Genomic DNA, 19,823 nt, shown 5'->3' with positions numbered 1-19,823 from the left:
CTTCCTCCGGCCCTAGCTGATGAGAGCAATGCTAGCACTCGGTGGCGGCCCGCTCCGGTATCCGCCGTGTTCAGCTTCGTGAGGGCGGCGCTGACGGGCAGCCTCATCCCGGTAGAGGTGCGGGTCACGCGACCCGCGCCGCTCCCTCGTCCCAGGTCTCGGCCAGGTGGCGTTGGATCTCCCGGTGCGGGAAGCGCAGCGCGCTGCCGTTGGCCTCCAGGAGGAGACGCTCCCGCGCCCAGTCGAGGAAACCGAGATAGTCCTTCGGGCCCCGACCGGTGCGACGGAGCGCCCGGAAGAGATTGGCGTACTGCCGGGCGGGGACGCCGCCGCAGATGTCCGAGCACGCGAACATGAGGCAACTCGCCATCATGGCTACGGCGAACAGGCCGAACGTCACGCTCCGCGCGCCGAGCACCACCGGGACGCCCAGCACGAGCGCGAGCGGCAGGCCGACCAGCAGCGCGCCCCGGCGGGCCCGGCGCCGTGACCCGCGCAGCCGCATGCCGGGTGGCAGGCCGGCCTGGTCCGGCGCGCTGGTCGGGGTGATGGCGTAGGCGAACATCGCCACCGGCGTGCTGAGCAGCATGTAGGCCACGACGCGGAGCACCCCGTTGTCGGCCGCGTTGACCGCGGCCCACGCGCCCAGCGTGACGAACGGCACCACGACCAGCGCCGGGAAGGCCCAGGACCAGCGGAGCCGCCATACCAACCGGATCGGCTCGGTCGTCGACGAGTGGTGGATGTGCGCGTTCGTCACTGCGGCCATGCTCGACGTCATGAAGGTGAGCGTCGGCGCGGCGATCTCGATGGTCCCACCCTCGACCACCAACAGGTACGCGGCCACCATGTAGAACACGAGGAGCACCGGATCCCGCGCCGGTGGCTTGATCTTCTCCATTTCGCTGACGTCCCGGATCCAGTCGACCGGCAGGCGGTCCACGTAGAACTCCGTCTGACCGTGGCGCGTCATCCACGTCGCCAGCCAGGCCAGCCAGCGGTGTGCGTCGTCGTGGGCGAAGCCGCCCCGGCGGCCCCCGCGCCGACGCAGGAGGGTGGCCACGTAGACCGCCATGAGGTGCCTGCGGCGTTCACTCGGCGTCCCCTCGCTGACCAGGTCGGCGTGCGCGTCGACTGAGGAGACCCGGGCCACGATCCCCAACATGATCACCGACCGCATCATCGACCACCACTTCCGGTCGGTGGCCGGCACGTCCCGCACCGAGAGGGCCGCGGGCGTGCCCAGCCCGGTCAGGAACTCCTGGACCCGCTCCCGGGTGGGGCGAAGGACCTCGACGGCGTAGGTGATGCCGGTCGGCGTGGTGAGCCCGTCGAAGTCCTCGGTGCGGCAGGCGACGGCCAGTGGGCAGGAGCCGGCGGCCAGGAACGCGTCGATCTCACGCAGCGCCCGCCTGCGATGGCGCACGGTCGGGATTTCGTCGAGGCCGTCCAGGAGCACGGCCAGCGCGCGATCCTCGATCAGCTCCCGTGCCAGGTCCGGGCCGATGCCGGGATAGGTGTCGACGATCGCGTCGGCCAGCCACTGCTCGAACGACCGCCGCTCGTCGGCCCAGGAGGTCAGGTTCACCAGCATGGGAACGCACGGGGTGGCATCGTCCGGGGCCACCCGTTCGCACAGGTCGAGGCAGAGCCGGGCGAGCAGGGTGCTCTTGCCGCTGCCGCCCGGGCCGAGCAGGAGCAGCGCCTGGCCGGTTTCGTCGAAGACCGTCGCGAGGGGCTCCTCGTGGACCTTCGGCCGGCCCGCCTCGCCGATCGCCGCGTCCGGCAGCGCGTCGGGGTGCCGGACCAGGTCGGGCCGAGACTCGGTGACGAGGGGCAGTTGGGGGACCGCCCCCAACGCCCGGTCCAGGGCGGACCGCATGGCGGCCGTCACCCGGGCGAGCGCCTGCCGGCGTTCCTTCGCGCGCCGTTCGGGGGACCGTCTGGCCTGCGCCGTCTGCTGCCGCAGTTGCAGGGCGGTGAACAGGAGCGCCAGCGCGGCGCAGCCGAGGAAGACGCCGATCACCAACGGTCTGGGCAGACCCAGCTCGGCGATGTATTCGCTCACCAGGTTGGTGGAGACCCCGACGAGGATGAGCAGGACGGCGCTCGCCAACCCGAGCGTCAGCACCAGGCGGTGGCCCTGCGGCCCGCGACCATACGACGAGAATTGGCGTCCCATCATCCCCCGCGACAATCTCGGCGGCTGCTGACGCCCAGCATATCGAAGAGTGTGCCCGTTCAGCGGGCCCGCGCCCAGCCGACGAAGCGCTGCCACAGGCCCTGAGCGGTGGTGCCGTCCCGGTCGGTGGCCAGGTCGGCGGTGGCCTCGCACAGCAGCGTGCCGAGATACACCAGCAGCGCGATCCGGTCCTCGCGGTACTCACCGAGCAGCGCCAGCCGGGCGGGGGAGCACGGCCAGGCCGCGCCGCAGATCCGGCAGCGCCAGGACGGGCGGGCCGCGACGTGCGGACGGTACCGGGGCATCTGTGAACCTCCGTCGCGGTGGGGAGGGGGCGTCGACGGACCTCGTCGTGCGCCGACGCCCCCGGCCTGGTTCCGCCCGCCGTCCGATCCCGTGAGCGGTTCCGCTGCGTGACAGTCTGGTGACGGGGCGACTACGGTGGGGCGTCCGGCACGGCGACGGCCAGCGCGTCCGCCGGCCGGCCCCGGGTGTGTCGAGGATGTACGGAGGCTGTCCGTGGAACTGTCGTCCATGCTGGAGCACTTCGCGGAGGAGTTACGGCTCGCCCGCGCGGCCAACGGCATGTCCCAGACGTCGTTGGCCGAGGCGCTGACCTATTCCGGCGCGCTGGTGGCCAAGGTGGAGACCTGTGAGCGCCGCCCGAGCCTGGACTTCGCCCGCCGCTGCGACACGGTGTTCGGCGTCGACGGCCGCTTCGAGCGCATCCAGCGGCGGATCGGCCGGGAGGCCGTGGTGCCGTGGTTCCGCGACTGGCCCGGCATCGAGGCGGACGCCACCGCGCTGCGCTGGTTCGAGCCGCTCTGCGTGCCGGGCCTGCTCCAGACCGAGGGGTACGCCCGCGCGCTGCTCTCGGGCGACGGGCTGTTCGCGCCGGACGAGGTGGATCAGCAGGTGACGATGCGGCTGGACCGCCAGGCGCTGCTGACCCGCGAGCGGCCCCCGCTGCTCACCTTCGTCGTCGATGAGCACGTGCTGCGCCGCCGGGTCGGCGGGGCGGAAGTGATGCGCGAGCAGGTGCGCCACCTGGTGAAGGCCGGCACGGGGCTGCCCCGGGTGCGGATCCACGTTGTGCCGCTCACCGTCGGGGCCTACCCTGGCCTGAGTGGCCCGTTCGTGCTCGCCACCCCGCCGCACGGCGAGGACGTGGTCTACCAGGACGGGCAGCTCCACGCGCAGGTGATCGACCGCGCCGACCACGTGCGGCAGATGGTCGAGGTGTGGGAGTCGATCCGCGGCGAGGCACTGTCGCACCAGCAGTCCCTCGAATTCCTGACAGAGGTGGCGGAGACATGGACCTGAGCAACGCCCGGTGGCGCAAGAGCAGCCGCAGCAACGGCCAGGGCGCAGCCTGCGTGGAGGTGGCGGACGCTCGGCCCGGCGCGGTCGCGGTGCGTGACTCCAAGGACCCGGCCGGCCCGGTGCTGGCCTTCGCGCCCGACGCCTGGCGCGCGTTCGTCGACCGGCTCCCCGCCCGCTGACCGAAGCCGGGGCGGTGTGACGGGGATGACCCCGGCCCTGCCGCCCCGCTCATACGGCCCCGCCCGGTCCGGCGTGCCGGCAGGTTGTCGGGGAGGTGGCTGGTTATCCGACCCGACCTCGGGGCAAGTCGTGCAGTGACGACACGACGACGAGGGAGGTGCGATGGCCAGCGACGAGTCTCCCGCCCGCGAGGGGCGCGAGCGCACCGGGCCGGTGGGGCCGGACGACGGTCCGGACAGCCCGACCGACCTGACCGGTCCGGGCTGGGTGGCGACGCTCAAGCGGACCGTCCGGGAGTTCCAGGACGACAGCCTGACCGACTGGGCCGCCGCGCTCACCTACTACGGCGTGCTCTCGATCTTCCCCGGCGTGCTGGTGCTGATCTCGCTGCTCGGCCTGCTCGGCGAGCGGGCCACCAACGGCGTCCGGGACACGGTCGGCCAGGCGGTGCCGGAGGAGAACATCCGGAAGATCATCGAGAGCGCGATCGACCAGGCCGGCCAGTCCGGCGGGCTGGCGAGCATCGCGGCGGTGGTCGGTCTGGTCGCCGCGTTCTGGTCGGCCTCCGGTTACGTCGCCGCGTTCATGCGCGCCTCGAACAGCATCTACGACGTGCCGGAGGGGCGGCCGATCTGGAAGACGCTGCCGATCCGGCTCGGCGTGACCGCGGTGATCGGCGTGATGCTGCTGATCAGCGCCGTGATCGTGGTGTTCACCGGCGGGCTGGCCGAGCAGGCCGGCAACGCCATCGGGCTCGGCTCCACCGCGGTCACGGTGTGGAACATCGCCAAGTGGCCGGTGCTGCTGATGCTGGTCAGCCTGATGTTCGCGATCCTCTACTGGGCGTCGCCGAACGCCCGGCACGGCGGCTTCCGCTGGGTCAGCCCGGGCGGGATCCTCGCCGTGGTGCTCTGGCTGGTGGTGTCCGGCCTGTTCGCGCTCTACGTGAGCAACTTCGGCTCGTACAACAAGACGTACGGCGCGGTGGCCGGCGTGATCATCTTCCTGGTCTGGCTCTGGCTGAGCAACGTGGCCATCCTGCTCGGCGCCGAGTTCGACGCCGAGCTGGAGCGCAGTCGCGCCATCGCCGCCGGCCTCCCCGAGGACAAGGAGCCCTACGTCGAGCTGCGCGACGACCGCAAGCTGCGGAAGAAGCGCAACGCGCCCGCACCACGCTGACCTCGAACGCCGCCGCCCCGCCCGGTTCGACCGGGCGGGGCGGCGCGTTTTCATGATCCGGAAGACGCTTTTGTTCATACGGACAGAAGTTTTCGCCAAATGCGCTGAAGCTATGGACACGCGACCCGGAAGGCTCCTACTGTGTCGGACACAACACCTCGGCATTGCGTCGATGTGAACGACTCCGATGCGGAGGTGACTGCCGGTGCGGACGGTCGATCCCCTGCACGTACGGCTCCTGCGGCTGCTCCGGGACCAAGGCGCGATCTCCCGCGCCGAGCTCGGTGACCGCCTCCAGATGCCCCGCCCGCGGCTGCTCGCCGAGCTGGAGCGGCTGGTCTCCCTCGGCTACGTGGCCGAGGCCGGGTTGGCCGCCTCCCGGGGCGGGCGCCGCTCCACGCTGGTCGAGCTGAGCCCGCACCTGCGCTTCGCCTCGGTCGACCTGGGCGCCAGCTCGATCGACGTCGAGGTGGTCAACGGCCGGCTGGAGCCGGTCACCGCGTACACCGAACCGGCCGATATCCGCTCCGGCCCCAAGGTGACCCTGCAACGGGTCAACGACCTGCTGCACAAGGCCAAGGTGGACGGCGCGTACGAGCGGCTCGACGCGATCGGCATCGGCGTGCCCGGCCCGGTGAGCTTCCGCGACGGGGTGCCGGTCTCGCCACCGATCATGCCGGGCTGGGACCGCTTCCCGGTCCGCGAGCTGCTGACCCGCGAGCACGGCTGCCCGGCCGTGGTCGACAACGACGTCAACATCATGGCGATCGGCGAGCGGCACGGCGGCGTCGCCCACTCGGTCGACGACTTCCTCTTCATCAAGATCGGCACCGGCATCGGCTGCGGCATCTACCTGCACGGCGAGGTCTACCGGGGCACCGACGGCTGCGCCGGCGACATCGGCCACATCCAGGTCGACCCGAACGGCCCGATGTGCTCCTGCGGCAACCTCGGCTGCCTGGAGGCGGTGTTCAGCGGCGCGGCGCTGGCCCGGGAGGCGACCGCCGCGGCCCGCGCCGAGGTCTCACCGGCCCTGGTCGAGCGGCTCACCGCCCGGGGCGCGGTCACCGCGCTGGACGTGGCCCAGGGCGCGATCGAGGGCGACGTCACCTGCATCCAGCTCATCCGCGACGGCGGCCGACGGGTCGGCAGCGTGCTGGCCGGGCTGGTCAGCTTCACCAATCCGTCCATGATCGTGATCGGCGGCGGGCTCGCCCAGCTCGGCCACATCCTGCTCGCCGAGATCCGCAGCGTGGTCTACCGCCGCTCGCTGCCGCTGGCCACCGGCAACCTGCCGGTCGTCCTCTCCGAGCTGGGCCCGCGCGCCGGCGTCGCCGGCGCGGCCGTGCTCGCCAGCGACGTCGCGTTCGGGGAAGCCGCATGACCGAGCGCACCGAGCGGAGCGAGGGCCGTGAGGGCATGCCCAGCCAGCACCGCATGACCGAGCGCACCGAGCGGAGCGAGGGCCGTGAGGGCATGCCCAGCCAGCACAGCATGAACGAGGGGGTGAAGATGTCCGGGAAGGAGCCGCTGGTCGAGGCGCCCGCCGACGCCGTCGCGGGCGAGGTGGTGCTGCGCCTCACCGACGTGGTGAAGACGTTCCCCGGCGTACGCGCGCTGGACGGCGTGCAGTTGGAGGTGCGGGCCGGCGAGGTGCACTGCCTGCTGGGGCAGAACGGCGCCGGCAAGTCCACCCTGATCAAGGTGCTCGCCGGCGTGCACCGGCCGGATTCCGGCGAGGTGGTGTGGCGCGGCGAACCGGCCGCGTTCGCCAACCCGCAGGCCGCCATGCGCGCCGGCATCGCCACCATCTACCAGGAACTCGACCTGGTCGACGACCTGTCGGTGGCGGAGAACGCGTTCCTCGGCCACGAGCCGCGCCGGCTCGGCTTCGTCAGGCGCGGGCACATGGCTCGGCGGACCCGGCAGATCCTGGCCCGGCTCGGCCACCCGGAGATCCCGCCCGGGCGGCTGGTGCGGCACCTGCCGGCGGCCGGCAAGCAGATCGTCAGCATGGCCCGGGCGCTGTCCCACGAGGCCCGGCTGATCATCATGGACGAGCCGAGCGCGGTGCTGGCCCACGACGAGGTGGGCAACCTGTTCCGGATCATCCGGGAACTCACCGCGCAGGGCATCGCGGTCATCTACATCTCGCACCGGATGGAGGAGATCCGCGAGATCGGCGACCGGGTGACCGTACTCAAGGACGGCCGGACCACGGCGGCGAGCCTGCCGGCGCGTGACACCCCGACCCGCGACCTGGTCGCCCGGATGACCGGGCGGACCATCGAGTACGTCTTCCCGCAGCGCCCGGCCGACGACGGCGCCGGCGCGGAGCTGCTCCGGGTGGACGGGCTGACCCGGCACGGCGAGTTCGCCGACGTCTCGCTCGGCGTGCGGGCCGGGGAGATCGTCGGGATCGCCGGGCTGGTCGGCTCCGGCCGCTCCGAGCTGCTGGAGACCATCTTCGGGGCCCGCCGGGCGCACGCCGGGACGGTCCGGCTGGCCGGCAAGGCACTGCGGCCGGGCAGCGTGGGCGCGGCGGTCCGGGCCGGCATGGGCATGGCCCCCGAGGAGCGCAAGAGCCAGGCGCTGCTGCTCGGCGAGCCGATCTACCGCAACGTCACGCTCGCCACGTTCGGCAGGTACGCCCGCCTGGGCTTCACCGACGCCGGACGGGAACGGGCCGAGGCGGACCGGATCGCCGCCGCGCTGGAGCTGCGCCCCCGGGACGTACGCCGGCCGGTGCGCACGCTGTCCGGCGGCAACCAGCAGAAGGTGGTGGTCGGCCGGTGGCTGCTCGGGGACACCCGGCTGTTGCTGCTCGACGAGCCGACCCGGGGCGTGGACGTCGGCGCCCGCGCCGAGCTGTACCAGGTGATCCGCGACCTGGCCGCCCGTGGCGTCGGGGTGCTGCTGGTCTCCAGCGAGGTGCCCGAGGTGCTGGGCCTGGCCGACCGGGTGCTGGTGATGCGGGAGGGCCGGGTGGTCCGCGAGGCCCCGGCCGGCGAACTCGACGAGAACACCGTGCTCGACCTCGTGATGGCGGGGTCCCTCATGGAAGGCGCACCGGCATGAGCGATACCCACACCACGCTCCCCGCGCAGTCGCCGCCGGTGGACCGGGCGGAGACCGCCAAGGTCGACGCCCCGGCCCGGCTCTCCTGGTGGCGCGGCGACGGCGGGGAGGGCGCGAAGCGCAACCTCGGCCTACTGGCCACGCTTGTGGTGCTGGTGGTCATCGGCATCCTGACCCGCCCCGACCTGTACGGCGACCCGAACTGGGTGTGGGGCAACACGCTCACCATCCTCAAGCTCGCCTCGGTGGTCGGCGTGGTCACCGTCGGCATGACCTTCGTGATCATCGGCGGCGGCATCGACCTGTCGGTCGGCGCGATCGTGGCGCTGGCCGGCGTCTGGTCCACCACGCTCGCCACCCAGAGCTACGGCGCCGGCGGCATGATCTTCAGCGCGCTCACCGTCGGGCTGGCCGTCGGCGTGGTCAACGGCCTGCTCATCTCGTACGGGCGGCTGGTGCCGTTCATCGCCACGCTGGCCATGCTGGTGGCCGCCCGAGGGCTCGCGGCGGAGATCTCCGACAAGCAGACCCAGGTCTCCACCAGCTCGTTCATCAACGGCATCGCCACCACAAACGTGCTCGGCATCCCGCTGCTCGTCTACATCCTGATCGCGGTGGTGGCGGCCGGGTGGGTGCTGCTCAACCGGACCACGTTCGGCCGTCGCACGGTGGCGGTCGGCGGCAACCCGGAGGCGGCCCGGCTCGCCGGCATCAACGTACGCCGGCACACCGTGCTGCTCTACGCGCTCTCCGGCCTCTGCTGCGGCATCGCCGCGGTGATGCTGACCGCGCAGGCCACCTCCGCCCAGGCGGCGATGGCCAACCTCTACGAGCTGGACGCGATCGCCGCCGCGATCATCGGCGGCACGCTGCTCAGCGGCGGGCGGGGCACCATCATCGGCTCCCTGCTCGGGGTGATCATCTTCTCCACGATCACCAACCTGTTCGCCATCAACAACCTCTCCGCCGAGGCCCAGAACATGGTCAAGGGCGGCATCATCGTCGCCGCCGTCCTGGTCCAGCAGGTGCAGTTCCGCAGCCTGACCCAGTTCCTCGCCCGCAACCGGGCCACCACCACCTGACCCACCGCACCACCAGGCCGCCGTCGCGCAGACGGTGGCCCGGCCCACCGCACCCGAAATCACCCCCACCACCTCATCAGGAGGCCGTCATGCCCAGTGACCTGTCACGCCGTCGGTTGCTCTTCGGCGGGGCCGCCGTCTCCGCCGGGGTGCTGCTCGCCGGCTGCACGAGCAACGAGCAGTCCCCGACCGAGGCGCAGACCAAGGCCGCCGCGACCGGCGCCGCCGCCGAACCGGGCAAGAAGGTGACCATCGGTTTCTCCGCCCCGGCCGCCGACCATGGTTGGATCGCCGCCATCACCAACAACGCCAAGGCGCAGGCCGGGGCGTACTCCGACGTGGAGCTGAAGTCGGTGGAGGCCGGCGCGGACGCGGCGGCCCAGCGGGCGGCGCTGTCCACGCTGATCTCCCAGAAGCCGGACGTGATCGTGCTGCTGCCGCACGACGGCAAGGAACTCAACGCGTTCGGCCTGGAGGCCATGAAGGCCGGCATCCCGGTGGTCAACCTGGACCGGGCGTTCCCCGACCCGAAGGCCTACCGACTCCAGATCAAGGGCGACAACTACGGCATGGGGGTGGCCGCCGCCACCTACATCGCCGAGCAGCTCAAGGCGAAGGGCGTCAGCAACCCGGTGATCGGCGAGATCCCCGGCATCGAGTCGCTGGAGCTGACCCAGGAACGCTCCAAGGGCTTCGCCGACACGCTCGCCTCGTACGGGCTGAAGGTGGCCAACCGCCGGCCGGCCGAGTTCACCGTGGACTCCGGCCAGCAGGCCGCCACCGGGCTGTTCCAGGCGCTGCCGAAGATCGACGCGGTCTGGAACCACGACGACGACCAGGGCATCGGCGTGCTCGCCGCCGTCACCCAGGCCAACCGCAAGGAGTTCTTCATGGTCGGCGGCGCCGGCTCGAAGAAGGCCATGGAGGACATCGCCGCCGACAACACGGTGCTGAAGGCGACCGTCACCTACAGCCCGTCGATGGCCTCCTCGGCCATCTCCCTGGCCCGGCTCATCGGGCAGGGCAAGGGCATGTCCGACCTGGTGGAACTCCAGGTACCGAAGGAGATCGTGCTCTCCTCCGAGACGATCACCAAGGAGAACTCGGGCGACTACCTGAAGCTCGGGTTCTGACACACACGGGGGGAGACCCAGCTTGTCCAGTCACGACAGCATCCTGCGGGTCGGCATGGTCGGCTACGCGTTCATGGGCGCCGCGCACTCGCAGGCGTGGCGCACCGTGAACCGCGTGTTCGACCTGCCGGCGCGGGTGCGGATGGCGCTCGTCTGCGGCCGGGACGAACCGAAGGTGGCCGAGGCCGCCGACCGGCTCGGCTGGGACGGGTACACCACCGACTGGCGGCGACTCGTCGAGTCCGACGAGATCGACGTGGTGGACATCTGCACGCCGGGGGACAGCCACCGCGAGATCGCCCTCGCCGCGTTGGCCGCGGGCAAGCACGTGCTGTGCGAGAAGCCGCTGGCCAACACCGTCGCCGAGGCGCGGGAGATGACCGCCGCCGCGGCCCGGGCCCGGGCGTCCGGGGTCCGCGCGATGTGCGGCTTCAACTACCGGCGGGTGCCCGCGGTCGCCCTGATGCGGCAGCTCGTCGCCGACGGGCGGCTCGGCGAGATCCGGCACGTCCGGGCGGTCTACCTCCAGGACTGGATCGTCGATCCGCAGTTCCCGCTGGTCTGGCGGTTGCAGAAGGACCGGGCGGGCTCCGGCGCGCTGGGCGACATCGGCGCGCACATCATCGACCTGACCCAGTACGTCACCGGGCAGCTCGTCACCGGCGTCAGCGCGCTCACCGAGACGTTCGTCAGGCAGCGGCCGTTGCCGGCCGGGTCGAGCGGCCTGGCCGCGCAGGCCGACGGCAACGGCCGGGGCACCGGCGAGGTCACCGTGGACGACGCGGCGGTCTTCGTGGCCCGGCTCGACGGCGGCGCGCTCGCCACGTACGAGGCGACCCGCTTCGCCACCGGCCGCAAGAACGCGCTGCGGGTCGAGATCAACGGCTCACGCGGCAGCGTGGTGTTCGACCTGGAACGCCTCAACGAACTGGAGTTCCTGGACGCCACCCGGCCCGCCGCCGAGCAGGGGTTCAGCCGGATCCTGGTGACCGAGCCGGAGCATCCGTACCTGGACGCGTGGTGGCCGCCCGGCCACATCATCGGCTACGAGCACTCCTTCACGCACCAGATGCGCGACTTCGTTGAGGCGGTCGCCACCGCAACCGACCCGACCCCGTCGTTCGCCGACGCGTTGCAGGTGCAGCTCGTACTGGACGCGGTCGAGCGGTCCGCCGCCACCGCCGCCTTCACGGAGGTGGCGAAGGAAGGGGCCCCGCTTAACGCCTCCGGTAGAGGAGGGGGCCCCGCTTAACACCCCGCCCACCCCGCGCGGCGCGCAAGCGCCGCCGACACCCTTCCGGCGCCGGCCGGCGAGGGCCCACCGCGGTTGCGCCCCGCGGCGGGCACGAGGCCGGCGTCGGGGAGCGTGCCACCGGAGTCCTCCGGGGGGCACGACCAGCACGGCCCTCCGGTGCGGCCGGACCGGGATTCCCCGGCCGCACCGGTGGACCGGCACCGACCTGGGGAGGTAACGCGATGCGTACGGGTGTCTGGCTGGTGGGAGCACGTGGTTCGGTCGCGACCACAAGCGTGGTCGGGGCGCTCGCCCTGCGGGCCGGGCTCACCGCGCCGACCGGCTGCGTCACCGAACTGCCCGACCTGCGGGGTCCCGCGCTGCCGGGCCTCGCCGATCTCGTCTTCGGCGGCCACGACGTGGTCGCCACCCCGCTGACCAAACGCGCCGAGGCGCTCGCCGCCGCCGGCGTGCTGCCCGGCCGGCTCGCCGCCGCCGTCGCGCCGGAGCTGGCCGACGTCGAGGCGGCGCTGCGACCCGCGCCGACCGAGGGCGACCCGGCCGCGCGGATCGCCGCCGTGGTCGACGACCTGACCGACTTCCGCCGCCGCTACGACCTGGACCGGGTGGTGGTGGTCAACGTGGCCGCCACCGAGCCGGCGCCCGCCCCGCACCCGGCCCACCACGACCTGACCGCGCTGCGCGCCGCGCTCGACGTGCTACCGGCCAGCTCCCGGTACGCGTACGCGGCGTTCACCGCCGGCTGCCCGTACGTCGACTTCACCCCGTCCACCGGCGCCCGGCTGCCGGCGCTGGCCGCGTTGGCCGACGAGCGCGGCCTGCCGTACGCCGGGCACGACGGCAAGACCGGCGAGACGCTGCTCAAGTCGGTGCTCGCGCCGATGTTCGCGATGCGGCACCTGGCGGTGCGTTCCTGGTCCGGGACGAACCTGCTCGGCGGCGGCGACGGCGCGACGCTCGCCGAGCCGGCCGCCAACGCCGCCAAGGTGGGCAGCAAGCAGCGGGTGCTCGCCGAGACGCTCGGCTACCTGCCGCAGGGCAGCACCCGGATCGACTACGTCGAGGAGCTGGGCGACTTCAAGACCGCCTGGGACCTGGTCACGTTCGCCGGCTTCCTGGGCACCGGGATGCGGATGGAGTTCACCTGGCACGGCTGCGACTCGGCGCTGGCCGCCCCGCTGGTGCTCGACCTGGCCCGGCTGACCGCCGCCGCGCACGCCGCCGGCCGCCAAGGCCCCCTCGCCGAGCTGGCGTTCTTCTTCAAGGACCCGCTCGGCGACACCGGCCACGCGCTCGGTGAGCAGTGGGCGGTGCTGTGCGACTTCGTGGCCGGCCTGCACGCGGAGGCGGCCCGGTGACCCGGCTCGCCGACCTGGCCGAGCTGGTCCGCGCGCCGGCCGCGCTCTCCGTGCCCGGGGACGTGCTGGCTGGGGCCGCGTCGGCCGGGACGCTCGGCCGGCGTACGCCCGCGTTGGCCGGCGCGTCGGTGCTGCTCTACTGGGCCGGGATGGCCGCCAACGACTGGGCGGACCGGCGGCTCGACGCGGTGGAGCGCCCGGAGCGGCCGATCCCGTCCGGCCGGGTCCGCCCCGCCGTCGCGCTCGGCCTGGCCGGCGGCCTGACCGCCGCCGGCCTCGCCGTCGCCACCGCCGCCGGGGGCGCCCGCGCGGCGGCCGTCGCGGTCCCGCTCGCGGCCACCATCTGGGGGTACGACCTGAGCGCGAAGGACACCACCGCCGGTCCCGCCGTGATGGCCGCCTGCCGGGGGCTGGACGTGCTGCTCGGCGCGACCACGACCCCGACCGCCCGGGGATGCGCCGCGGGCGGCGACCGGTGGCCCGGCGGCGGACCGTCCGGCACCGGCTGCGGCCGGGGTGCCGGCGGGTCGGGCGGGAGCGTCGGACCGGCGTTGCTGCGGGCGCTGCCGGCGGCGCTCACCGTCGCCGCGCACACCTGGACCGTCACCGCGCTGTCCCGCCGCGAGGTGACCGGGGTGGCGGACGGGCGGTTGCCGGGCCTCACCCTGGCCGGCACCGCGCTGATCGCGCTCGCCGCCCCGGGCCGGCCGACCGTGTTAAGCGGGGCCCCCTCCTCTACCGGATGCGTTAAGAGGGGGCCCTTCCTTCGGCTCGGTGCCGTGGTGCCGGTGGCGCTCGCGGCCGGCTACGCCGTGCGGTACGGGCGGGCGCAGGCCCGGGTGCTCGCCGACCCGTCGCCGGCCCGGGTGCGCGCCGCGGTCGGCGCCGGCATCACCGGGCTGCCCGCGTTGCAGGGCGCGCTGACCGCCCGCGCCGGCGTCGGGCTGCTCGGCCTCGCGGTGGCCGCCGCCGCGCCGCTCGGCCGCCGCCTGGCCCGGCTGGTCTCGCCGACATGAGCACCGTGACCCCGGCCGCCGCGCCCCGCCGGCCCGCGCCCGAGCCGGGCCGGCTGCGCCTCGGGTACGGCACCAACGGCTTCGCCAACCACCGGCTCGACGACGCGCTCGCGGTGCTCGCCGACCTCGGCTACCAGGGTGTGGCGCTCACCCTGGACCACGACCACCTGGACCCGTTCGCCGGCGGGCTGGCCGGCCGGGTCGCCGCCGTGCGCCGCCGGCTGGACGCGCTGGGGCTGGCCGTGGTGGTCGAGACCGGCGCCCGCTACCTGCTCGATCCGTGGCACAAGCACGCCCCGACGCTGCTGCACGACGAGCCGGCCCGCCGCGTCGAGTTCCTCCGCCGGGCGGTCCGGATCGGCGCCGACCTGGGCGCGGAGGCGGTCTCCTACTGGGCCGGCGTACGCCCGCCGGAGGTGCCGCCGTCGGTCGCGTGGGAGCGCCTGGTCGCCGGCTGCGCCACGGTCTGCGCCGAGGCGGCGGCGGCCGGCGTGCCGCTCGGCTTCGAACCCGAGCCGGGCATGCTGGTCGAGGACATCGCCGGCTGGCGGCGGCTGCGCGACGCGCTCGACGCGCCGCCCGGCTTCGGCATCACGCTCGACATCGGGCACTGCCGCTGCCTGGAGCCGCTGCCGGTGCCCGACTGCGTGGCGGCGGTCGCCGACCACCTGGCCAACGTGCAGATCGACGACATGCGCCGGGGCGTGCACGAGCACCTGGAGTTCGGCACCGGGGAGATCGACTTCCCGCCGGTGCTGGCCGCGCTGGCCGACGCCGGCTACCGAGGGCTGGTCGCGGTGGAACTGCCCCGGCACTCGCACGCGGCCCCGACCGTCGCCGCCCGCTCACTCGACTTCCTGCGCGCCGCCGCCCGGCGCGGCGAGGGGCGGTGAGCGACCACCATCCACCACCCGGCAGAGGGGAGACGGCATGACACCCGACCGACTGCGCGCCGCGCTGCGGGGCGTACCCGATCCGCAGTGGCTGGACGCGGCGCTGCGCCGCGTCGCGACCGAACCCGCGGCGGTCCCGCGCTACTTCGCCGCCGCCGCCCGGCGGTGCGGGCGCGGGCCGGTGCCCGACCCGCCCGGCTGGACGGTCGACGAGGCGGCCCGCGCGTTGCTGCTCACCGCGTTGCCCACCGGGCACGCCGGCGCGGCCGAGACGCTCTACCGGGAGGGCGACGCGGCCGAGAAGCGGGCCGTGCTGCGGGCGCTGCCGCTGCTGCCGATCGGGGCGGAGTGCGTGCCGCTGCTGCACGACGCGATCCGCACCAACGACACCCGGCTGGTCGCCGCCGCGCTCGGCCCCTACGCCCGGCACCTGGAACAGCCGGCCTGGCGGCAGGCGGTGCTCAAGTGCGTGTTCACCGGCGTGCCGCTGGCCGTGGTCGACAGCCTGACCGACCGGGCCGACGGCGAGCTGGCGCAGATGCTGGCCGCGTACGCCGCCGAGCGGCACGCCGCCGGCCGGAGCACGCCCGCCGACGCCGCCGACCTGCTGGACCGGCTCACCATCCCCACCACGGAGGCGTGACATGCGCATCTTCGACCCGCACATCCACATGACGTCCCGGACCACCGACGACTACGAGCGGATGGCCGCCGCCGGGGTGCGCGCGGTGGTCGAGCCGGCGTTCTGGCTGGGCCAGCCGCGCACCAGCGTGGACAGCTTCGTCGACTACTTCGACTCGCTCGTCGGCTGGGAGCCGTTCCGGGCCGGGCAGTTCGGCGTCCGGCACCACGCCACCGTGGCGCTGAACCCGAAGGAGGCCAACGACCCGCGCTGCCGGCCGGTGCTCGACGTACTGCCGCGCTACCTGGACAAGGACGGCGTGGTCGCGGTCGGCGAGATCGGCTACGACGCGATGACCCCGGCCGAGGACGCCGCGTTCGCCGGTCAGCTCGCGTTGGCCGTCGCGCACGACCTGCCCGCGCTGGTGCACACCCCGCACCGGGACAAGGCCCGCGGCGTCGCACGCACGCTCGCGGTGGTCGCCGAGTCGGGCATCGCGCCCGGGCGGGTGCTGATCGACCACCTCAACGAGGTGACCGTGAAGCTGGTCCGGGACACCGGCTGCTGGCTGGGCTTCTCGATCTACCCGGAGACGAAGATGTCGCCGCCCCGGATGGTCGAGCTGCTGAAGACGTACGGGACGGAGCGGATGCTGATCAACTCCGCCGCCGACTGGGGGCGTTCCGACCCGCTGCTCACCCGGGACACCGGGGAGGCGATGCTGGCCGCCGGGTTCGACGCCGACGACGTGGACCGGGTGCTGTGGCGCAACCCGGTGGAGTTCTACGGCCAGTCCGGCCGGCTCGACCTCAGCGACGTGGACGCGCCCGCGCCCACGTTCGCCGGCAACTCGATCCGGCGCGGGGGCGAGTGATGCGGCTGCGGCACGCCGACGGCAGCACCGTCCATCTCGGCTACTGCACCAACGTGCACCCCGCCGAGGACCTGCCGGGCATCCTCGCCCAGCTCGACACGTACGCGGTCGCGGTACGCCGCAGCCTCGACGCCGACCTGCTCGGGTTGGGACTGTGGCTGGCCGCCCCGGCCGCCGCCGCGCTCGCCGCCGACCCGGCGGCCCGCCGCCGGCTGCGTCACGAGCTGACCGTACGCGGGCTGGAGGTGGTCACGCTCAACGGTTTCCCGTACGCGGCGTTCCAGGCCCCGGTCGTCAAGGGCGCGGTGTACCAGCCGGACTGGACCACCCCGGCGCGGCTGGCGTACACGCTGGACCTGGCCCGGGTGCTGGCCGACCTGCTACCCGACGACGCGGCGCGCGGCTCGGTCTCCACGCTGCCGGTGGCCTGGCGCACGCCGTGGGACGCCGGCCGGGCCGAGTCGGCGCGGCGGATGCTCGACGCGCTCGCCGCCGGGCTGGCCGACGTGCAGCGGGACACCGGCCGGGTGGTCCGGGTCGGCTTCGAGCCGGAACCGGGGTGTCTGGTGGAGTCCACGGGACAGGCCCGCGCGGTATTGTCGGCCATGGATACCGAGCGGCTCGGGATCTGCCTGGACCTGGCGCACCTGGCGTGCGCGTGGGAGGCGCCGGCCGACGCGCTGGCCCGGCTGCGCGACGCCGGCCTGCCGGTGGTCAAGGTGCAGGTCTGCGCCGCCGTCGAGGCCCCCGACCCGGCCGGCGCGACCGCCGCGCTGCGCCGCTTCGTCGAGCCACGCTTCCTGCACCAGACCCGCGCGGCGGGCTGCGCCGGCGCCACCGATCCGGCCGACCCGGCGTACGCCGCCGACGACCTGGACGCGGCACTGGACGCGCGGCTGCCCGGGGCGTGGCGGGTGCACTACCACGTGCCGCTGCACGCCCCACCCGAGCCGCCGCTGCGCTCCACGGTGCCGGTGCTGCGGGCCGCGCTCGCCGCGCTGTTCGCCGGCCCGGCCGCCGGCTGCGACCACCTCGACGTGGAGACGTACACCTGGGGGGTGCTGCCGGCGGCACGTCGGCCGCGCGGCGACGCGGAGCTGGCCGCCGGCATCGCCGCCGAACTGGCCTTCGCCCGCGACGAGCTGACCGGCCTGGGGCTGGCCACGGCGGCGGGAGTGCCCTCATGAGTCGGCGGCTGGTGGTGCTCGACGTGGTCGGGTTGACGCCGCGCCTGCTGGCGCACATGCCCCGGCTACGCGCGGTGGCCGAGGCCGGCTTCGTCGCCGAGCTGGGCACCGTGCTGCCGGCGGTGACCTGCTCGGCGCAGGCCACGTTCCTGACCGGTGAGCCGCCCGCCGGGCACGGCGTGGTGGGCAACGGCTGGTATTTCCGGGACCTCGGCGAGGTACTGCTCTGGCGGCAGCACCACGCGCTGGTCGGTGGCGAGAAGGTGTGGCAGGCGGCGCGCCGGGTCGAGCCGGGCTACCGGGTCGCCAACGTCTGCTGGTGGTACGCCATGGGCGCGGACGTCGACTGGACGGTCACGCCACGCCCGGTCTACCACGCCGACGGGCGCAAGGAGCCGGACTGCTGGACCGACCCGCCGGAGCTGCACGACACGCTGACCGACGCGCTCGGCACGTTCCCGCTGTTCACCTACTGGGGGCCGGGCGCGGGGCTGCCGTCGTCGGCGTGGATCAGCCGGGCCGCGCAGCGGATCCTGGCCGACCACGCCCCCGACCTGACCCTGGTCTACCTGCCGCACCTCGACTACGACCTGCAACGCTTCGGGCCGTCCGCGCCGCGGGCCGCCGCCGCGGCGGCGGAGCTGGACACGGTGCTCGGGCTGCTGCTGGACGCGGCGCGGGAGCGCGACGCGACAGTGGTGGCGCTCTCCGAGTACGGCATCACCGACGTCTCCCGCCCGGTGGACGTCAACCGGATGCTGCGCGCCGAGGGGCTGCTGCGCGTCTACACGCAGGCCGGCATGGAATACCTCGACCCGTGGACGTCACGGGCCTTCGCGGTGGCCGACCACCAGGTGGCGCACGTCTACGTGCGGGACCCGGCGGACGTGCCGGCGGTGGCGAAGCGCTGTGCCGCGCTGCCCGGCGTCGCCGAGGTGCTGGACGCGGCCGGGCAGGCCGGGTACGGGTTGGCCCATCCCCGCGCCGGTGAGCTGGTGCTGGTGGCCGAGCCGGACGCCTGGTTCACCTACTACTACTGGCTGGACGACGCGCGGGCGCCCGACTTCGCCCGGCTGGTCGAGATCCACCGCAAGCCGGGTTACGACCCGGCGGAGCTGTTCTTCGACCCGGCCGCCCCGGGTGCCGCGAAGCGCCGGGCGGCGGTGGCGCTGGCCCGCAAGAAGCTGGGGATGCGCTACCTGATGAGCGTGGTCGGGCTGGACGCCGGGGCGCGGGCGGTGCGCGGCTCGCACGGCCGGCTGCCCGCCGACCCGGCGGACGGGCCGGTGCTGATCTGCTCCGACCCGGCCGCGGCCCGTTCCCGGGTCGCGGCGACCGACGTCAAGGCGTTGCTGCTCCAGCTCGCCGGACTGGCTCGGGAGGCGCCATGACCGTCGCCGTCGACCGGACCGACCCGGCCCTGCTGCGGGGCCGCTTCGACGCCGCGCTCGCCGCGTTCCTGGACGCGCGGCGGCCGGGTCGGCCGGACGACGGTACGGGGGCCGTCCACACCGCGTTGCGCCGTTTCGTCCTGGCCGGTGGCAAGCGGCTGCGCCCGCTGTTCTGCTACTGGGGCTGGCGGGGCTTCGGCGGCCCGGACGGGCGGCCGATCGTGGTCGCCGCGTCGGCGCTGGAGCTGTTCCACGCGTTCGCGTTGATCCACGACGACATCCTGGACCGCAGCGACCGGCGGCGCGGCGAGCCGACGCTGCACCGGCACTTCGCCGGGCTGCACGCCGGGGCGGGCTGGTCGGGCGACCCGGCGGCGTACGGGCGGGCGGCGGCGTTGCTCTGCGGCGACCTCTGCGCCACCTGGTCGGCCCAGATGTTCCACGGCTGCGGGTTGCCGGCCGAGCGGCTGCGCCGGGGGCATCCGTTGCTGGCCCGGATGCGGGCCGAGGTGATCGCGGGGGAGTACCTGGACGTGGTGGCGGCGACCGGTGACGGCTCGGTGGCGAGCGCGCTCACCGTGGTGCGGCTGAAGACGGCCCGCTACACGGTGACCCGGCCGATCCAGGTGGGGGCCGCGTTGGCCGGCGCGACGCCGGACGTGGTGGCCGCGTTGGCCGGCTTCGGTGATCCGCTGGGGGACGCGTTCCAGCTCCGCGACGACCTGCTCGGCGTGTTCGGGGACCCGGCGGTGACCGGCAAGTCCGTGATGGACGACCTGCGGGAGGGCAAGCCGACGGTGTTGCTGGCGCTGGCCCGGGCGGCGGTCGGTCCGGCCGGCGCGGCCCGGTTGCGGGCGCTGGTCGGGGATCCGGCCCTGGACCAGGCGGGGGCCGCCGAGGTCCGCGCGCTCGTCGAGGCGTCGGGCGCGCGGGACACGGTGGAGCGGATGATCCGCGCGCGGGCGGACGCGGCGCTTGTCGCGCTGGACGCGCTGCCGCTGGCGGCGTCGGCGCGGCGGGCGTTGGCCACGCTCGCGGAACACGCCGTCGAGCGCCGCGCCTGACCTGAC

The 19,823-nt window shown here is 74.1% G+C and carries 18 protein-coding genes; 16 read left to right on the top strand and 2 right to left on the bottom strand.

Annotated elements, in window-relative coordinates:
- Nucleotides 1-124 precede the first annotated feature (124 nt).
- Both ACZ6O5_RS21130 and ACZ6O5_RS21125 read right to left on the bottom strand, forming a co-directional pair.
- On the bottom strand, nucleotides 125-2,185 hold the full coding sequence (locus ACZ6O5_RS21130; RefSeq protein WP_465979400.1) for an NACHT domain-containing protein: 2,061 nt from the start codon (nucleotides 2,183-2,185) through the stop codon (nucleotides 125-127).
- Nucleotides 2,186-2,241: 56 nt separating this feature from the next.
- Nucleotides 2,242-2,487, bottom strand: a complete 246-nt coding sequence (locus tag ACZ6O5_RS21125; RefSeq protein WP_465979398.1) for a flavin reductase — start codon at nucleotides 2,485-2,487, stop codon at nucleotides 2,242-2,244.
- 214 nt (nucleotides 2,488-2,701) lie between these two features.
- Here ACZ6O5_RS21125 and ACZ6O5_RS21120 point away from each other — a divergent pair, with 214 nt between their 5' ends.
- The 16 genes from ACZ6O5_RS21120 to ACZ6O5_RS21045 all read left to right on the top strand — a co-directional run bounded on the left by ACZ6O5_RS21120 (nucleotide 2,702) and on the right by ACZ6O5_RS21045 (nucleotide 19,817).
- Complete coding sequence (locus ACZ6O5_RS21120) at nucleotides 2,702-3,505, top strand: helix-turn-helix domain-containing protein (RefSeq protein ID WP_465979396.1); 804 nt, start codon at nucleotides 2,702-2,704, stop codon at nucleotides 3,503-3,505.
- Nucleotides 3,496-3,684, top strand: coding sequence for a DUF397 domain-containing protein (locus tag ACZ6O5_RS21115; RefSeq protein ID WP_465979394.1), 189 nt, complete (start codon nucleotides 3,496-3,498; stop codon nucleotides 3,682-3,684). Before ACZ6O5_RS21120 ends, ACZ6O5_RS21115 begins: the two co-directional genes overlap by 10 nt.
- A gap of 163 nt (nucleotides 3,685-3,847) precedes the next feature.
- Nucleotides 3,848-4,864, top strand: a complete 1,017-nt coding sequence (locus tag ACZ6O5_RS21110; RefSeq protein ID WP_465979393.1) for a YihY/virulence factor BrkB family protein — start codon at nucleotides 3,848-3,850, stop codon at nucleotides 4,862-4,864.
- Between the two features lie 205 nt (nucleotides 4,865-5,069).
- Nucleotides 5,070-6,248, top strand: a complete 1,179-nt coding sequence (locus tag ACZ6O5_RS21105) for an ROK family protein (RefSeq protein WP_107155761.1) — start codon at nucleotides 5,070-5,072, stop codon at nucleotides 6,246-6,248.
- Nucleotides 6,249-6,376: 128 nt separating this feature from the next.
- Nucleotides 6,377-7,942, top strand: coding sequence for a sugar ABC transporter ATP-binding protein (locus tag ACZ6O5_RS21100; RefSeq protein ID WP_465979576.1), 1,566 nt, complete (start codon nucleotides 6,377-6,379; stop codon nucleotides 7,940-7,942).
- A complete protein-coding gene (locus ACZ6O5_RS21095) occupies nucleotides 7,939-9,024 on the top strand; it encodes an ABC transporter permease (protein ID WP_281937119.1) in 1,086 nt (361 codons plus the stop codon). Before ACZ6O5_RS21100 ends, ACZ6O5_RS21095 begins: the two co-directional genes overlap by 4 nt.
- Before the next feature lie 89 nt (nucleotides 9,025-9,113).
- Nucleotides 9,114-10,157, top strand: coding sequence for a substrate-binding domain-containing protein (locus tag ACZ6O5_RS21090; RefSeq protein WP_281937117.1), 1,044 nt, complete (start codon nucleotides 9,114-9,116; stop codon nucleotides 10,155-10,157).
- Between the two features lie 55 nt (nucleotides 10,158-10,212).
- Nucleotides 10,213-11,409, top strand: a complete 1,197-nt coding sequence (locus tag ACZ6O5_RS21085) for a Gfo/Idh/MocA family protein (RefSeq protein ID WP_465979574.1) — start codon at nucleotides 10,213-10,215, stop codon at nucleotides 11,407-11,409.
- A 224-nt stretch (nucleotides 11,410-11,633) separates the two neighbouring features.
- Nucleotides 11,634-12,770 (top strand): inositol-3-phosphate synthase, encoded by a 1,137-nt coding sequence (locus ACZ6O5_RS21080; protein ID WP_465979390.1) that lies wholly within the window; start codon nucleotides 11,634-11,636, stop codon nucleotides 12,768-12,770.
- Nucleotides 12,767-13,786, top strand: coding sequence for an SCO3242 family prenyltransferase (locus tag ACZ6O5_RS21075; protein WP_465979388.1), 1,020 nt, complete (start codon nucleotides 12,767-12,769; stop codon nucleotides 13,784-13,786). Before ACZ6O5_RS21080 ends, ACZ6O5_RS21075 begins: the two co-directional genes overlap by 4 nt.
- Nucleotides 13,783-14,679: a sugar phosphate isomerase/epimerase family protein gene (locus tag ACZ6O5_RS21070; RefSeq protein WP_465979387.1), complete on the top strand. Its 897-nt coding sequence runs from the start codon at nucleotides 13,783-13,785 to the stop codon at nucleotides 14,677-14,679. The genes ACZ6O5_RS21075 and ACZ6O5_RS21070 overlap by 4 nt, the downstream gene beginning before the upstream one ends.
- Nucleotides 14,680-14,716: 37 nt before the next feature.
- Nucleotides 14,717-15,322, top strand: coding sequence for an EboA domain-containing protein (locus ACZ6O5_RS21065; protein WP_465979385.1), 606 nt, complete (start codon nucleotides 14,717-14,719; stop codon nucleotides 15,320-15,322).
- 1 nt (nucleotide 15,323) lies between these two features.
- Complete coding sequence (locus ACZ6O5_RS21060) at nucleotides 15,324-16,175, top strand: TatD family hydrolase (RefSeq protein WP_465979383.1); 852 nt, start codon at nucleotides 15,324-15,326, stop codon at nucleotides 16,173-16,175.
- Nucleotides 16,175-17,362 (top strand): metabolite traffic protein EboE, encoded by a 1,188-nt coding sequence (gene eboE / locus ACZ6O5_RS21055; protein WP_465979381.1) that lies wholly within the window; start codon nucleotides 16,175-16,177, stop codon nucleotides 17,360-17,362. Before ACZ6O5_RS21060 ends, eboE begins: the two co-directional genes overlap by 1 nt.
- The gene (locus tag ACZ6O5_RS21050) at nucleotides 17,359-18,753 is read left to right on the top strand and encodes a nucleotide pyrophosphatase/phosphodiesterase family protein (RefSeq protein ID WP_465979379.1); all 1,395 of its coding nucleotides are present in this window, start codon (nucleotides 17,359-17,361) and stop codon (nucleotides 18,751-18,753) included. Before eboE ends, ACZ6O5_RS21050 begins: the two co-directional genes overlap by 4 nt.
- Nucleotides 18,750-19,817 carry a polyprenyl synthetase family protein gene (locus ACZ6O5_RS21045; protein WP_465979378.1) on the top strand — a complete coding sequence of 356 codons (1,068 nt, stop codon included), beginning with the start codon at nucleotides 18,750-18,752 and terminating at the stop codon, nucleotides 19,815-19,817. Before ACZ6O5_RS21050 ends, ACZ6O5_RS21045 begins: the two co-directional genes overlap by 4 nt.
- Nucleotides 19,818-19,823 lie beyond the last annotated feature (6 nt).

The organism is Micromonospora sp. NPDC049201 (genome assembly GCF_055586805.1).
The sequence above is the reverse complement of the archived record's forward strand: the minus strand, read 5'-3'. Positions and strand labels throughout refer to the sequence as shown.

Coding starts and splice junctions, on each gene's coding strand:
- ACZ6O5_RS21130 (WP_465979400.1), bottom strand. CDS start 2,185: ATGATGGGACGCCAATTCTCGTCGTATGGTCGCGGGCCGCAGGGCCAC.
- ACZ6O5_RS21125 (WP_465979398.1), bottom strand. CDS start 2,487: ATGCCCCGGTACCGTCCGCACGTCGCGGCCCGCCCGTCCTGGCGCTGC.
- ACZ6O5_RS21115 (WP_465979394.1), top strand. CDS start 3,496: ATGGACCTGAGCAACGCCCGGTGGCGCAAGAGCAGCCGCAGCAACGGC.
- ACZ6O5_RS21110 (WP_465979393.1), top strand. CDS start 3,848: ATGGCCAGCGACGAGTCTCCCGCCCGCGAGGGGCGCGAGCGCACCGGG.
- ACZ6O5_RS21100 (WP_465979576.1), top strand. CDS start 6,377: ATGTCCGGGAAGGAGCCGCTGGTCGAGGCGCCCGCCGACGCCGTCGCG.
- ACZ6O5_RS21095 (WP_281937119.1), top strand. CDS start 7,939: ATGAGCGATACCCACACCACGCTCCCCGCGCAGTCGCCGCCGGTGGAC.
- ACZ6O5_RS21090 (WP_281937117.1), top strand. CDS start 9,114: ATGCCCAGTGACCTGTCACGCCGTCGGTTGCTCTTCGGCGGGGCCGCC.
- ACZ6O5_RS21085 (WP_465979574.1), top strand. CDS start 10,213: ATGGTCGGCTACGCGTTCATGGGCGCCGCGCACTCGCAGGCGTGGCGC.
- ACZ6O5_RS21080 (WP_465979390.1), top strand. CDS start 11,634: ATGCGTACGGGTGTCTGGCTGGTGGGAGCACGTGGTTCGGTCGCGACC.
- ACZ6O5_RS21070 (WP_465979387.1), top strand. CDS start 13,783: ATGAGCACCGTGACCCCGGCCGCCGCGCCCCGCCGGCCCGCGCCCGAG.
- ACZ6O5_RS21065 (WP_465979385.1), top strand. CDS start 14,717: ATGACACCCGACCGACTGCGCGCCGCGCTGCGGGGCGTACCCGATCCG.
- ACZ6O5_RS21060 (WP_465979383.1), top strand. CDS start 15,324: ATGCGCATCTTCGACCCGCACATCCACATGACGTCCCGGACCACCGAC.
- eboE (WP_465979381.1), top strand. CDS start 16,175: ATGCGGCTGCGGCACGCCGACGGCAGCACCGTCCATCTCGGCTACTGC.
- ACZ6O5_RS21050 (WP_465979379.1), top strand. CDS start 17,359: ATGAGTCGGCGGCTGGTGGTGCTCGACGTGGTCGGGTTGACGCCGCGC.
- ACZ6O5_RS21045 (WP_465979378.1), top strand. CDS start 18,750: ATGACCGTCGCCGTCGACCGGACCGACCCGGCCCTGCTGCGGGGCCGC.